Source organism: Mesorhizobium sp. B2-3-11, from assembly GCF_006442215.1.
Lineage (GTDB): Bacteria > Pseudomonadota > Alphaproteobacteria > Rhizobiales > Rhizobiaceae > Mesorhizobium > Mesorhizobium salmacidum.
Genome location: NZ_VFVS01000002.1, coordinates 96,569 through 109,220 on the forward strand (window position 1 = coordinate 96,569; position 12,652 = coordinate 109,220).

13 protein-coding genes and 1 pseudogene are annotated in these 12,652 nt (G+C 62.6%); 7 read left to right on the forward strand and 7 right to left on the reverse strand.

The annotated features are described in order from the left end of the window. Positions 1 to 710: 710 nt before the first annotated feature. Positions 711 to 1,340 (reverse strand): uracil phosphoribosyltransferase, encoded by a 630-nt coding sequence (gene upp / locus FJ960_RS03870; protein ID WP_015315749.1) that lies wholly within the window; start codon positions 1,338 to 1,340, stop codon positions 711 to 713. A 148-nt stretch (positions 1,341 to 1,488) separates the two neighbouring features. Next, complete coding sequence (locus tag FJ960_RS03875; protein ID WP_140712006.1) at positions 1,489 to 2,463, reverse strand: adenosine deaminase; 975 nt, start codon at positions 2,461 to 2,463, stop codon at positions 1,489 to 1,491. Between the two features lie 134 nt (positions 2,464 to 2,597). On the opposite strand from FJ960_RS03875, the gene ubiE reads away from it, so the two are divergent. The 3 genes from ubiE to coaBC all read left to right on the forward strand — a co-directional run bounded on the left by ubiE (position 2,598) and on the right by coaBC (position 6,580). After that, a complete protein-coding gene (gene ubiE, locus FJ960_RS03880) occupies positions 2,598 to 3,374 on the forward strand; it encodes a bifunctional demethylmenaquinone methyltransferase/2-methoxy-6-polyprenyl-1,4-benzoquinol methylase UbiE (protein ID WP_140712008.1) in 777 nt (258 codons plus the stop codon). Between the two features lie 70 nt (positions 3,375 to 3,444). After that, positions 3,445 to 5,019, forward strand: coding sequence for a 2-polyprenylphenol 6-hydroxylase (gene ubiB, locus FJ960_RS03885; protein ID WP_027143013.1), 1,575 nt, complete (start codon positions 3,445 to 3,447; stop codon positions 5,017 to 5,019). Between the two features lie 88 nt (positions 5,020 to 5,107). Beyond that, positions 5,108 to 6,580, forward strand: coding sequence for a bifunctional phosphopantothenoylcysteine decarboxylase/phosphopantothenate--cysteine ligase CoaBC (coaBC, locus tag FJ960_RS03890; RefSeq protein WP_210243274.1), 1,473 nt, complete (start codon positions 5,108 to 5,110; stop codon positions 6,578 to 6,580). A gap of 52 nt (positions 6,581 to 6,632) precedes the next feature. Here coaBC and FJ960_RS03895 read toward each other — a convergent pair whose 3' ends face one another. Both FJ960_RS03895 and FJ960_RS03900 read right to left on the reverse strand, forming a co-directional pair. Further along, complete coding sequence (locus tag FJ960_RS03895) at positions 6,633 to 7,214, reverse strand: invasion associated locus B family protein (protein ID WP_140712010.1); 582 nt, start codon at positions 7,212 to 7,214, stop codon at positions 6,633 to 6,635. A 183-nt stretch (positions 7,215 to 7,397) separates the two neighbouring features. Next, positions 7,398 to 7,721 (reverse strand): hypothetical protein, encoded by a 324-nt coding sequence (locus FJ960_RS03900; protein WP_246672610.1) that lies wholly within the window; start codon positions 7,719 to 7,721, stop codon positions 7,398 to 7,400. 85 nt (positions 7,722 to 7,806) lie between these two features. Here FJ960_RS03900 and FJ960_RS03905 point away from each other — a divergent pair, with 85 nt between their 5' ends. Both FJ960_RS03905 and FJ960_RS03910 read left to right on the forward strand, forming a co-directional pair. After that, entirely contained in the window at positions 7,807 to 8,109 is a 303-nt protein-coding gene (locus FJ960_RS03905) for a hypothetical protein (protein ID WP_246672622.1), read from the forward strand. Positions 8,110 to 8,236: 127 nt separating this feature from the next. Beyond that, complete coding sequence (locus FJ960_RS03910) at positions 8,237 to 8,713, forward strand: NUDIX hydrolase (protein WP_140502948.1); 477 nt, start codon at positions 8,237 to 8,239, stop codon at positions 8,711 to 8,713. 143 nt (positions 8,714 to 8,856) lie between these two features. On the opposite strand, the gene FJ960_RS03915 is transcribed toward FJ960_RS03910, so the two are convergent. Both FJ960_RS03915 and FJ960_RS03920 read right to left on the reverse strand, forming a co-directional pair. Continuing rightward, a complete protein-coding gene (locus tag FJ960_RS03915) occupies positions 8,857 to 9,933 on the reverse strand; it encodes an OmpA family protein (RefSeq protein ID WP_140712340.1) in 1,077 nt (358 codons plus the stop codon). An 88-nt stretch (positions 9,934 to 10,021) separates the two neighbouring features. Next, a complete protein-coding gene (locus tag FJ960_RS03920) occupies positions 10,022 to 10,561 on the reverse strand; it encodes a GNAT family N-acetyltransferase (protein ID WP_140502952.1) in 540 nt (179 codons plus the stop codon). A gap of 219 nt (positions 10,562 to 10,780) precedes the next feature. Here FJ960_RS03920 and FJ960_RS03925 point away from each other — a divergent pair. Continuing rightward, positions 10,781 to 11,236, forward strand: a pseudogene (locus FJ960_RS03925) (DUF2214 family protein). Here the strand turns inward: FJ960_RS03925 and nth are convergent. Continuing rightward, positions 11,230 to 12,036, reverse strand: coding sequence for an endonuclease III (gene nth, locus FJ960_RS03930; protein WP_140502955.1), 807 nt, complete (start codon positions 12,034 to 12,036; stop codon positions 11,230 to 11,232). The pseudogene FJ960_RS03925 and the gene nth overlap by 7 nt on opposite strands. A gap of 22 nt (positions 12,037 to 12,058) precedes the next feature. Between nth and FJ960_RS03935 the strand changes: the two genes are divergently transcribed. After that, a complete protein-coding gene (locus FJ960_RS03935; protein WP_140502957.1) occupies positions 12,059 to 12,553 on the forward strand; it encodes a DUF2244 domain-containing protein in 495 nt (164 codons plus the stop codon). The last annotated feature ends 99 nt before the right edge of the window (positions 12,554 to 12,652 follow it).

Sequence of the window (12,652 nt, forward strand, 5' to 3'; positions counted from 1 at the left end):
TGCGAATTTATGGATCAATGACGGCTTCGCTATTCGTGAAAACGCCTGCTGAAACATGGATTCGCTAACGCCTGGCATTAGAGACGACAGTTTGCCAAATAGGTATTGGGGATCCGTTGCGCTACGTGGGAAGGAGATTAGCGTCATCGGAATGTCGTTTCTTGACAATGATTCAATCAGATTTGCGAACTTACGATACAAAACGCCAATCTGTTCATCCGCATGGTCCGTCTCCCACAGTCCTCCCGCAACCGAGGAGCCGTCTGGCGAGCCAGTTGTTATTTCCTGCACGTAAGCTCGACTGGCCGCGGCATCCTCAAACCGTCGGACCGGAATGACGACGTGATCTATCTTAATGCCAGCAGCCAAGACCGCGTCCACATTCTCACATAGAAATGGACTCTTGATTATTCTCGGGCCACACGGATCAAAGATCCCTCTTTCCAGGCCGGCTCGGGCTTTCGGAGAATAATCTGTCGCCGACCATTCGCCGGTATCCAGACCAAGCTCTGTTAGCAGCTCGACAAGATAAGTGGTTCCAGCCCTCCCCGTCCCACTGATGAAGATCCGCCTTGTGTCTTTCGTGGGGCGCCTTAATCGAGGCAAGAATCCGAGTATGGGTAACACGCGAAAATACCTTGGATGCCAGAGAACTACTGCTCAATTCGCCGGTACGGGGACGTTCTATAGACCTGAGACGATCAGACAGCCTATTTCGTCCCGTACATGCGGTCGCCGGCGTCGCCGAGCCCAGGCATGATGTAGCCCTTCTCGTTGAGCTGGCGATCGATGGACGCGGTGAAGACCGGAACATCCGGGTGCGCCTTGGTAAAGCGCTCGATGCCTTCGGGCGCCGCCAGCAGGCACAGGAAGCGGATATTGGTGGCGCCGCGCTCTTTCAACTTGTCGATCGCCGCGATCGCCGAATTGGCTGTCGCCAGCATCGGGTCGACGACGATGACCAGCCGGTCGGCGAGGTCGCTCGGCGCCTTGAAGAAATACTCGACAGCCTCCAGCGTCTCGTGATCGCGGTAGAGGCCGACATGGGCGACGCGGGCCGCCGGCACCAGGTCGAGTAGGCCTTCGAGCAAGCCGTTGCCGGCGCGCAGGACCGAGGCGAAGACCAGTTTCTTGCCCTCCAGCGTTGGGGCTTCCATCGTCTCCATGGGCGTTTCGATCGTTGTCGTCGTCAGTTCGAGATTGCGGGTGACCTCATAGCCGAGCAGCAGCGAAATCTCGCGCAGCAGCCGCCGGAAGCCGGCCGTCGAGGTCTCCTTCTTGCGCATGATGGTCAGCTTGTGCTGGACAAGCGGATGGTCGACGACGGTGACGCCCTTCATGATGTTCTCCTGATGCGGTGTCGCCCGAAACCGCGCGCATGGACCCTTTCGGACGTGTCGCGCTTCAAGCTGCTTGGGCGAACCCTAGCGGTATTGGACCGGCCAAGGAACCGCTTGGCCACATCGACCACAGCTTTGTCGGAAGAAATCAGCGAGCGGCACTGTTCAGCCGGGCAAGAAGCGCCGCTTTGGTCTTGCGGTCGACGAAAGCCGCCTCGATGGCCGTCCTGGTGACCGCGGCGAGCGCTTTCTCATTCATCGCGAAATGCTCCGCCGCAATGTCGTATTCGCGCTTCAGCGAGGTCCAGAAATAGGGTGGGTCGTCAGAGTTGAGCGTCACCTTGCAGCCCGCCGCCTGCAGGGCCGGAAACGGATGGTCGGCGAAACTGTCGAAGACCTTGAGCGCGATGTTGGAACCGGGGCAGCACTCCAGCACGACGCCCTCGTCAGCGATGCGCCGGACAAGGTCGGGATTTTCGATGGCGCGCACGCCATGGCCGATGCGCGACGGGCGGATATGGTCGAGTGCCGCCTGGACAGTCTCCCAGCCCGTCAGTTCGCCGGCATGGACGGTGATGCCGAGCCCGGCCTCCCGCGCGATCTCGAAAGCCCTGACATAGTCTTCCATGTCGCCCGTGCGCTCGTCGCCGGCGACGCCGAAACCGGTGACCAGCGGATGGCCGCAGCGCGCCGCGAAGCGTGCCGCCCGCTCGATCGATTCGACGCCGACATGGCGCACGCCGGTGACGATCATACGGCCCTCTATGCCGGTCTTGGCCTTGGCGCGCAGCATGCCTTCGCCGAGCGCATCGGTGTAGGCCTTGGGTGACAGTCCGGCTTTCGTCGCGTGGTCCGGCGAGGTGAACACCTCGGAGTAGACTGCCCCGTCGCGGGCCAGGCTGGTCAGATAATGGTCGGCCAGCCGCGCGTAATCCTCCTCGGTCCGGAACAGGTCGGCGGAAAAATCGTAAGCCGCGAGAAAGGAGGTGAAATCCTGCCAGACGAAGGACCCGTTCTGGATATAGGGCGAGGTATCCTTGCCGTATTTCTGCGCCTGGCGGATGACGAGATCTGGCGCCGCTGCCCCTTCGATGTGGCAGTGCAGTTCCGCTTTCAAAGGCATTCAAACATCCCGTCGGTCAGTCCAGGTCTTGAAAACCCACCACCTGGAAGCGCGGCTGAACACCGCGCCTTAAACAATAGCGCCCGCATCACCGATCGGCTATGGTCCCGCCGGTTTTATGACGGATCAAAAAAATGTCAGTTGAGAGAACCACGGCCACCGGCGGCATGGAAACCTCCTATGGTTTCAAGCGTGTAGGGGAAGGCGAGAAGCAGTCCCTGGTCAACGATGTTTTCCACAAGGTCGCCAATCGCTACGACCTGATGAACGACCTGATGTCAGGCGGCCTGCACCGGCTGTGGAAGGATGCCATGGTCGCCTGGCTCAATCCGCCCAAGCGCTCGGGCTGGCGTGTGCTCGATGTTGCCGGCGGCACCGGCGACATCGCCTTCCGCATCGTCGATGCCAGCCATGGCCATGCCCATGCCACCGTGCTCGACATCAACGGCTCGATGCTCGCTGTCGGCCGTGACAGGGCCGAAAAGAAAGGCCTGTCCGGCAACACCGATTTCGTCGAGGCCAACGCCGAGGAACTGCCCTTGCCTGATGCCAGTTTCGACGCGTACACCATCGCGTTCGGCATTCGCAACGTCCCGCATATCAACGTGGCCCTGGACGAGGCGTTCCGCGTGCTGAAGCCCGGCGGCCGCTTCCTGTGCCTGGAGTTTTCCGAGGTCGAGATGCCGTTGCTCGACAAGGTCTACGAAGCCTGGTCGTTCAATGCCATTCCCAGGATCGGCAAGTTGGTCACCGGCGACGGCGAGCCCTATTCCTATCTGGTCGAATCGATCGCGAAATTCCCCAATCAGCAAAACTTCGCGGCGATGATTTCCCGCGCCGGCTTCGATCGCGTCTCCTTCCGCAACTATTCAGGCGGCATAGCGGCCCTGCATTCGGGCTGGAAGCTTTGACGTCGTCGCCCACCTCCAACACGCGACGTGTCTTGCGCCAGTTCAATGAACCGGTGGGGCGGACGCGGCCATGAGCACCGTCAGCGCGGGGTTCCGGCTCGTACGGGCCGGTTGGGTGCTGGTGCGCGAGGGCGTCGTCGCTGCCTTGCCCGGCGAGGAACTGTCCGGCCTGCCGAAATTCGGCTGGCGGCTGGCGCGGCTGTTCACCCGCCGCCGCGCGCTTGCCTATGAGCGTAGCGATCGGCTGGCCAAGGCAGTGGTCCGGCTCGGGCCTTCCTATGTCAAGCTTGGCCAGTTCCTGGCGACGCGGCCCGATGTCGTCGGCAACGACATGGCGCTCGATCTCGCCATGCTGCAGGACAAGATGCACACCTTCCCGACGGCCGAGGCGGTCGCGGCGATCGAAGCCTCGCTCGGACGCAAGCTCGGCGATCTCTACAAGCAATTCGGCGACCCGGTCGCCGCCGCCTCCATCGCTCAGGTCCATGCCGCTGAAACCGTCGATGGCGGCGTCGCCAGGAAGGTAGCGGTCAAGGTCATCCGGCCGGGCGTGCGCCGCCGCTTCTTCCACGACCTCGAAAGCTATTTCCTCGCCGCCCGCCTGCAGGAAAAATACATACGGTCGTCGCGCCGGCTGAGGCCGGTCGAAGTAACCGAGACGCTGGCGCAGACTACCAGGATCGAGATGGACCTGCGCCTCGAGGCGGCCGCCCTCTCGGAACTTGGCCAAAGCACCAGGGAAGACCCTGGCTTTCGCGTCCCTTCGGTGGACTGGGAACGCACCGGTCGCGACGTGCTGACCATGGAATGGGTCGACGGCGTCAAGATGAACGACCTCGCCGGCCTTGAAGCCGCCGGCCATGACCTGAAGGCGATCGCCGCCAATCTCATCCAGTCCTTCCTGCGCCATACGCTGCGCGACGGCTTCTTCCACGCCGACATGCATCCGGGCAATTTGTTCGTCGAGGCAAACGGCACCATCGTCGCCGTCGATCTCGGTATTGCCGGACGCCTCGGCAAGAAGGAGCGCCGCTTCCTCGCCGAGATCCTCTACGGCTTCATCACACGCGACTATCTGCGCGTCGCCGAGGTGCATTTCGAGGCCGGCTATGTGCCGCGCCAGCACAACGTCTCCGCCTTCGCGCAGGCGATCCGTGCGATCGGCGAGCCGATCCACGGCCAGCCGGCCGAAACCATTTCTATGGCCAAGCTTTTGACGCTGCTGTTCGAGGTGACCGAACTCTTCGACATGGCGACACGGCCTGAATTGATCCTGCTGCAGAAAACGATGGTGGTGGTCGAGGGCGTGGCGCGCACGCTCGATCCGGCTTTCAACATGTGGAGGACCGCCGAGCCGGTAGTCAGCGGCTGGATAGCCGGCAACCTCGGGCCGCGCGGCTTGCTGACCGACGCGCGCGACGGCGGCAAGGCGATGCTGGCGCTAATCCGCCAGGCACCGGAACTCGCGGCCCGTACGGAACGGCTGTCGCGAGAGATCGACCTGATGGCCGAGCACGGCCTGCGCTTCGATGAGGCGACCGCCCGCGCCATCGGCAAGGCCGAGGCACGCTACAGCCGTTCTGGCCGTGTGGCGCTGTGGGTGATCGCGCTGACGCTGGTCTATATCGCCTGGAAGCTTCTTTAGGCCCCGGTCGCTCCGAGGCCTGCGGCTTGCGGCAATTTGACTGCATTGCTATCATCGCTATCGGGCAAGATGAGTAGAGTGCAATCATATGGCCAGCATCACGATCCGCAACCTTGATGATGAGGTCAAGGAACTGCTGCGCCGGCTGGCGGCGGAAAACGATCGCTCCATGGAAGAACAGGCGCGGGTGATGATGCGGGCCGCTGTCGACGGCCAGATCGGCCCGGTTGGCCGTCTCGATCAGATCGAGAAAGCCCTCCTTGAACTGGCCAATTCGCAAGACGCCCCGACCGTGGCGTCGGCCTTGGCAGTCAAGAGCTTGCCGCGAGGCACACTTTCCAACAAGCGCATCCTGCTCATCATCGGCGGCGGCATCGCAGTCTACAAGGCGCTCGATCTGATCCGCCGGCTGCGCGAGCGTGGTGCGGCGGTGCGGGTGGTCATGACGTCGGCGGCGCAGGAATTCGTGACGACGCTGTCGGTCGGGGCGCTCTCCGCCGACCATGTCTTCACCGACATGTTCGACCGCAACGATGAACACGATGTCGGCCACATCAGGCTGTCGCGCGAGGCGGACCTCCTGGTGGTGGCGCCCGCAACCGCCGACCTGATGGCCAAGCTCGCCAATGGCCATGCCAACGATCTGGCCTCGACCGTGCTCATCGCCACCGACAAGCCGGTGCTGATGGCCCCGGCCATGAACCCGAAGATGTGGTCGCATCCCGCCACCCGCCGCAACCGCGCCACCTTAGGCAAGGACGGCATCACCTTCGTCGGCCCCGCCAAGGGTGAGATGGCCGAGAGCAACGAGGCCGGCGAAGGCCGCATGTCCGAACCGTTGGAGATCGTCGCCGCGGTCGAGGCGCTGCTCGATGCCGGGCCCAAACCGCTGGCGGGGCGCAAGATCATCGTCACGTCAGGCCCGACGCACGAGCCGATCGATCCCGTGCGCTATATCGCCAACCGGTCGTCCGGCAAGCAGGGCCATGCCATCGCCGCGGCATTGGCAAGGCTTGGCGCCGATGTCCGACTTGTCTCCGGTCCCGTAAGCATTGCCGACCCAGCCGGCGTGAAAACCATCCATGTCGAGCGAGCGCAGGAAATGCGCGACGTGGTGGAACAGCTTCTGCCTGCCGACGCCGCGGTATTCGTCGCCGCCGTTGCCGACTGGCGCACCGAGAATTCGGCCGGTGAGAAGATCAAGAAGGTCGCGGGCGAAGGCCCGCCGGTGCTGCGCATGGTCGAGAACCCCGACATCCTGGCTGGTGTCGGTCACCACGAGCAGCGACCCGGCCTGGTCGTCGGCTTTGCCGCCGAGACGCAGGATCTCTTGCGCAACGCCGAGGCCAAGCTCAGCAAGAAAGGTGCCGATCTCATCGTCGCCAACGATGTGTCGCAGACCAGCGGCATCGGTCCTTCAGGCGTGATGGGCGGCGATCGCAACCGGGTCCGGATCGTGTCTAGGACCGGCATCGAGGAATGGCCTGAAATGACCAAGGACGAGGTGGCGGCGCGGCTCGCCGCGCTCATCGCCGAGCGGTTGAAAACGATCGTCGTCTGACAAGTGTTGACGGAAGCCGCCAACATCCTGTCGCGTGCTGTGCGCTAAGCCGTCAGTTGGCCAAAAGCTCAGCCGTGCGGGCAAGCGCCCCGCCGAAGCCATTGAGCGGAATTGAAAAGCTTACGACTTGCCCGGTATCGGCCGCGAACGCGTCGATCTTGAGTGTGGTGCCGTTCTTCAGCAGCGGCGTGACATTGGCATCGAACGCCACCGGCACAAGGCAGCCGACCACCTGGCAGGTGTTGAACGGCAGGCTGCCATCGAGCTTCTGGTCGTCTATGGTCAGCGCGACACCCTTGGCAAGCGCCAGGCCGAACGGCAGGGCAAGGGTTCCGGTCGCATCCTCGCCGGTCTTGCTCGACAGCTCGATCGCCAGCAGCCGCTGGTTGCTTTGCTTGTTGAACTGCTGATGCGACAGGCTGCAGACCTTGTTCGTGCCCGATATCTGGCAATTGACCGTCCAGTCACCGTGAGTTTCGGACAAGGCCGATGCACCGCCGGGCAGCTGCGGCGCGTCAACTGCGGCGGGCGGTGTTGCCGTCACCTTGTCGCTCTTGGCTTGCGCCGCCATGGCCGGCAGGCCGGCGATACAGGCGGCACCCAGCACTGCTGCGAAATACGCGTATTTCCTCATCAAGACCTCTCCCGGCTCCGCCTCGAGCCAGTCTAGAAACTGGCCTTGAGAGACGCGCTGACTGCATTCTGTTTGACCGTTTCCCCGAAGGCGCCATTATACCTGACGGACATGCCGACGCATTGACGCCTTTCGGCTCGAGGCCGGCGCCGACCCGATAGAGCGGCGAATCGATCGCTTCCGTCAAGTGCAATGCCGGATAGCCGGGCAGATTCTCCGCAGCCGCAAAGCGGCCACTGCGCCATCTGGAACACGCCCGGATCGGTGAGTGCCGGAACCCGGATCCTGCGCCAGTTCGAGGAAGGTCGGATCGTCGGCGTAGAGAACGAGATCGGTGCCGTTATCCACCTTGAACTGGACGTTGAAGTCCACTGCCGGATGCAAGGTCTTCGCCTCGATGCCGGAATCGGCCGTCGCCGAACCCTTGGCCACCGCATATTCGGTGAACAGCTTGTCGATCGACAGGAAGTTCAGCGGAGCTTCGCCGTCGAGGTTGTTGAGGTCCACGTCGTATTCCCGCCATGGCATCGCAGGACATACACCCTATATATCTGGTGCGATGAGGTTTTCTTGCAGGAATGAGCGGATGTACATGCGTCGTACACCTATGAGTTTCGTGCTGGCGGTGCTGGCCGGGGTGGCTTTCGTCGGCTTTGCATCGCCTGCTTCCGCGCAGGTGCTCGATCCTGCGGCCAGAAACAATGTGCTCATCCAGCAGGATGACCTGCAGGCCTTGCAGAGCCGGATTCAGCGGCAGCAATTTCAGCAAGAGCAACAGCAGTATCGTGCCCAGGATCGCGTTATCGTCCAGCAGCCGCCGCCTGTCGTTCCGCAGGTCAGGCCGAGCTGCCAGACGCAGATAATCGGCAACACCGCCGTCAGCACCTGCCGCTGATCGACGGGCATCTTCTTTTATTTAGCCGACTTACATGGTAGGGCACTTTAGGTGCCCCTGCGGCAGTTTGGATTTTGCAAAGGCGTCGCATCACGCTAAGGGGCATTGGAGCGACTGGATTATCAAGATGGCAGCCACCAAGAAAAAGGCCGTGCGCCAGGCCAAGAAAGGCGAAAGGATCCGCCAGGTGGCGGCCATTCCCTTTCGGCTGAACCCGCGCGGCGGTATCGAGGTGATGCTGGTCACATCGAGAACGACGAGACGCTTCATCGTGCCCAAGGGGTGGCCGATGAAAGGCAAGAGCGGGCACAAGGCAGCCACCATCGAGGCATTGGAGGAAGCCGGGGTGCTTGGCAAAACGCTGAAGCAGCCGGTGGGCACCTATTCCTACTGGAAACGCTTGGCCAACCGCTTTGTCCGCGTTGACGTCATCGTGTTTCTGCTGGAAGTGACGGAAGAGCTTGCCGACTGGCAGGAGGCCAAGCGGCGGCAGCGGGCTTGGCTGGCGCCGGCCGAGGCCGCGATGCTCATCGACGAGCCCGATCTCTCGACGCTGGTGAACACCTTGGCGCTGCCCAAGCCCGCGCCGCTCGAGCAGGCATAAGCCTCAACTGTCCGTGCTCTCATCTTCAGGAAGCGGCCGTGCCGCCGGGCCGCTATAGGCCCACAGCCATTCGCGCGGAAAAGTGTGGGTGGTTTCCTGTCCGTATTGCGTCGCAACAAAGAGTTTGAAGCGCTCGAAAGCGCTTAGTTCAACTTGACCAAAACCACCCGACGGTTCTTGGCGCGGCCGGTCTCCTCGTCATTGCTGGCGACGGGCGCCATCATGCCGGCTCCGGCCGCCGTAAGCCGCGACGCATCGATCCCGTATTTCGCCACGAGCGCCGCCTTGACCGCCTGCGCCCGCCGGGACGACAGATCGAGATTGTAATCGAAGACGCCCTGATTGTCGGTATGGCCGACGACGATGACGGTCATCTCGGGCTCATTGGTCAAAAGCGTCGAAATCTCCTTCAGCGTCGGCTCGGACTCCGGCTTGATGTCAGCTTTGTCGGTGTCGAAGAAGATGCCGTAGAGGGAGATGCTGCCGGTGGCGGAGAGCGAGTCCGCCATCTTGGCAGCTTCGACGACCACCATTTTCCTGTCGCGCGCCTTGGGTTCCAGCACCTGCACAACGGCGACGGTGCGACCGTTGAGTTTCTTGCAGTAGAGATCGTCGGTCAACGAATAGGTCTGCACGGTGACATAGGCGTCGCCGCCGTCCTGCGGCACCTTGGCCGAGAAATAGCGCTGGTCGCTGATGCCGGTAGCCAACGCGCAAGCGCCATTGGAGAATGCCGCGTCCTTGAGATCGCTTTCATGGAAGGAATACATCGTCAGGCTCATGTCGCCGCCGCCGCCGCTCGACGAGCGGTCGGCGGCGCCGCCACATTCCTCCTTCTTGCACTCGAACAGGACTTCGCCTCCTGCTGCCTTGATCACATCCTGATAATTGCGCAGTACCTCGAGCGGCGACCGCTCGGCCGGCAGCACATAGGCGATACGGGTCAGGGCACCCTCCACCTCGGCCTTCTTGTCCGGCGCGAAAACGCGATTGTTCATGGCGTCGCGCGCGTTGGGATCTGCACTTGGCTTCAGGGGCGACAGCGGTATGCTGAAGTCGGTAAAGGCAAGCTTTGCGTAGGACACGATGAAAGAGCCTTCGTAGCGCTTGGCCAATTGATTGTCGGCGGCGCCCGCGATATCGGCGGTCGGCACCGTCGCGTCGGCTGCCGCGAGCCGCACTGTCAGCGCGAGAACAAGCCCCGCCCAGAAAAACCTCATGATTGTCGACTTTAATGCATGCATCGATCGATCCCCTCGCTTGATGATCGATGCTAGCAGAGCGGGTATGTCCAGTCGATGACGCCGCTCAGGGCAGCCGCTCCAGCAGGATGGTAGGCGCGTCGTGATAGAGGGTCTGCGTCAGCTCGGTATAGCCGCACTTCCTGGCGACGTTCAACGAAGCCGTATTCTCGGGATCGATGATGCAGACGGTTCTGGCACGTCCGAACGTCTCGTCGCCCCAGCCATGCACGCGGCTGACGATCTCCGTGGCAAGGCCGGCGCCGTGCGCGGCCGGAGCGAGCGCCCACCCCGCCTCGGGGATACCTTCGATCGACGGCTCCATGTCGCGCTTCAGATCGTGGAACCCGGCCTCACCGACGAAGCGGCCAGTCGCTTTCTCCTCGATGGCCCAGAAGCCGTAGCCAAGCAGCGACCACAGGCCGGCATGGCGCAGGAAGCGCATCCAGCTTTCCTCACGCGTGCGCGGCTTGCCGCCGATGAAACGGGTGACAACGGGGTCGGCCCACATCGTGGCATAGGCATCGAAATCGCCGAGCCGGTGTGCCCGCAGGATGGTTCGCGGGGTCTCGATGACCGGGGCGATGGTCGCTTGCGTCGTGTTCATTGGATTTGTCTCGCGTTACGGCCTGCGGTTAACAAATCGCCGGCGCGGTGCAAGAGCCAGGAACCAGGAACCATCATCCAAGGCGCAACGTCCGGCAGCCTTCACGACATCCGGGCGCTATGGGATTTTCGCGCGGCGGTGTTATTTTCGACGCCGGCTGTTTCAGCACGTCCCAATTTTTCACGCCCCGGCCACTGCCGCCGATCCAAGGAAATCCGCATGGACACCACCGACCTCGTGCTCGCCATCATCCACCATCTGCTGGTGTTCTCGCTAGCCGGGATCATCGGCGCCGAATTCGTGCTGATCCGTGGGGATCTGCCGGTCGCGACGCTCAAGCGGCTCGCCGGCATCGACCGCCACTACGGCATCATCGCCGCGCTCATCATCATCGTCGGCATCGGCCGTGTCGCCTGGGGGCTCAAGGGTTGGGAGTTCTACGTCTACAACTGAGTGTTCTGGGCCAAGATGGCGGCATTCGGCACCGTCGGCCTGCTGTCGATCATCCCGACCGTGCGTTTCATGTCCTGGAGCCGGCAGGCGAGCGCCAATCCTGCCTTCGCGGTGCCTGTCGGCGAACTGGCCTCGGTGAAGACCTATATCCGCGCCGAGGCGTTCGTTTTCCTGCTGATCCCGGTTTTCGCCGCGGCGATGGCGCGTGGCTACGGCTACTGATCGTCGGCGGCAATCGTTTCAAGCGGAGCGATCGGCACCAGCGGTGCCGGAATGCTGGTCGTCTTCACCTCTGCCTTGCAGATATCTGCGATAACGCAGGCCGGACAATCCGGCTTGCGCGCCTTGCAGACATAGCGGCCGTGCAGGATCAGCCAGTGATGCGCATGGCGCATATATTCGTCCGGGATGATCTTTAGAAGTCCCTGCTCGACCTGTTCCGGGGTCTTGCCGGGCGCCAGGCCAAGCCGGTTGCCGATGCGCAAGATGTGGGTGTCGACCGCCATCGTATGCTGGCCGAAGGCCATGTTGAGCACGACATTGGCGGTCTTGCGCCCGACACCGGGCAGCTTGACCAACTCGTCGCGGTCATCGGGCACCTCGCCGCCATGGTCGCGGATCAACGCCTCCGATAGTGCGATGACGTTCTTGGCCTTGTTGCGCCAGAGACCGATGGTCCTGATATAGTCGCCGACCCTGGCTTCACCCAATGCCAGCATCTTTTGCGGCGTATCGGCGGCTTTGAACAAAGCCCGCGTCGCCTTGTTGACGCCGGCATCGGTCGCTTGCGCCGACAGCACCACCGCCACAAGCAGCGTGAAGGGGTTGACATGTTCAAGCTCGCCCTTCGGCTCTGGCCGCTGCACCGAAAAGCGTCGGAATATCTCGTGCACTTCGGCCGGGCTGTAGCGCGAAGTCCGCCGCGCGGGCCGTGAACGCGGCTTGGCATTGGAGCCGTCGCGCCGTCCGGACGGCGGCTCTTTTTCGGGCATGGAAGATTCTTTGGACTTGGGGCTGGCCATTTTCCTCCTATAGTATCCTGTCATGAGCGACACAAACGCCTCGTTTCAGGCTGATGAGCCCTTCTTTCACGCATTGCTGACCCCACACCGGTCGCTGGGCCGGACGGGCTTCCTGATCCTGATGGGCGCACTGATGTTCGGCTGGCTGGTCACGGGTGCGTTTTTCCTGTCGCGCGGCGCCTGGCCGGTGTTCGGCTTCTTCGGCATCGACGTGATTGCCGTCTACATCGCCTTCCGCGTCAATTATCGGGCCGCACGCGCCCGCGAGGAAGTGTCGGTCTCGCGCACCAGCCTCGACATCCGCAAGACGGCCCCCTCGGGAAAATCGGAAGCGCATCGCTTCAACCCTTTCTGGGCGCGTTTTTCGGTCGCCCGTCACGCCGAGATCGGCATCACCAGAATGATCGTGGAAGCACAGGGCCAGAACGTGCCGATCGGCGGCTTCCTCGACCCCGATTCCCGCGAGAGCTTCGCCACCGCCTTCGCGCGCGCGCTGGCGACCGCCAAGGCGCGCTAAAGCAATTCCAGGAAAAGAAGCGGTTTTCCGTCCGGGCTCGAACCCGGAGTCTATCTGGGCAAGTGCTGCAAGAAGGCAAGTTTCGGGTGGCGATCGGCG

Coding starts and splice junctions, on each gene's coding strand:
- upp (WP_015315749.1), bottom strand. CDS start 1,340: ATGAAGGGCGTCACCGTCGTCGACCATCCGCTTGTCCAGCACAAGCTG.
- FJ960_RS03875 (WP_140712006.1), bottom strand. CDS start 2,463: ATGCCTTTGAAAGCGGAACTGCACTGCCACATCGAAGGGGCAGCGGCG.
- ubiE (WP_140712008.1), top strand. CDS start 2,598: ATGTCAGTTGAGAGAACCACGGCCACCGGCGGCATGGAAACCTCCTAT.
- ubiB (WP_027143013.1), top strand. CDS start 3,445: ATGAGCACCGTCAGCGCGGGGTTCCGGCTCGTACGGGCCGGTTGGGTG.
- coaBC (WP_210243274.1), top strand. CDS start 5,108: ATGGCCAGCATCACGATCCGCAACCTTGATGATGAGGTCAAGGAACTG.
- FJ960_RS03895 (WP_140712010.1), bottom strand. CDS start 7,214: ATGAGGAAATACGCGTATTTCGCAGCAGTGCTGGGTGCCGCCTGTATC.
- FJ960_RS03905 (WP_246672622.1), top strand. CDS start 7,807: ATGCGTCGTACACCTATGAGTTTCGTGCTGGCGGTGCTGGCCGGGGTG.
- FJ960_RS03910 (WP_140502948.1), top strand. CDS start 8,237: ATGGCAGCCACCAAGAAAAAGGCCGTGCGCCAGGCCAAGAAAGGCGAA.
- FJ960_RS03915 (WP_140712340.1), bottom strand. CDS start 9,933: ATGAGGTTTTTCTGGGCGGGGCTTGTTCTCGCGCTGACAGTGCGGCTC.
- FJ960_RS03920 (WP_140502952.1), bottom strand. CDS start 10,561: ATGAACACGACGCAAGCGACCATCGCCCCGGTCATCGAGACCCCGCGA.
- nth (WP_140502955.1), bottom strand. CDS start 12,036: ATGGCCAGCCCCAAGTCCAAAGAATCTTCCATGCCCGAAAAAGAGCCG.
- FJ960_RS03935 (WP_140502957.1), top strand. CDS start 12,059: ATGAGCGACACAAACGCCTCGTTTCAGGCTGATGAGCCCTTCTTTCAC.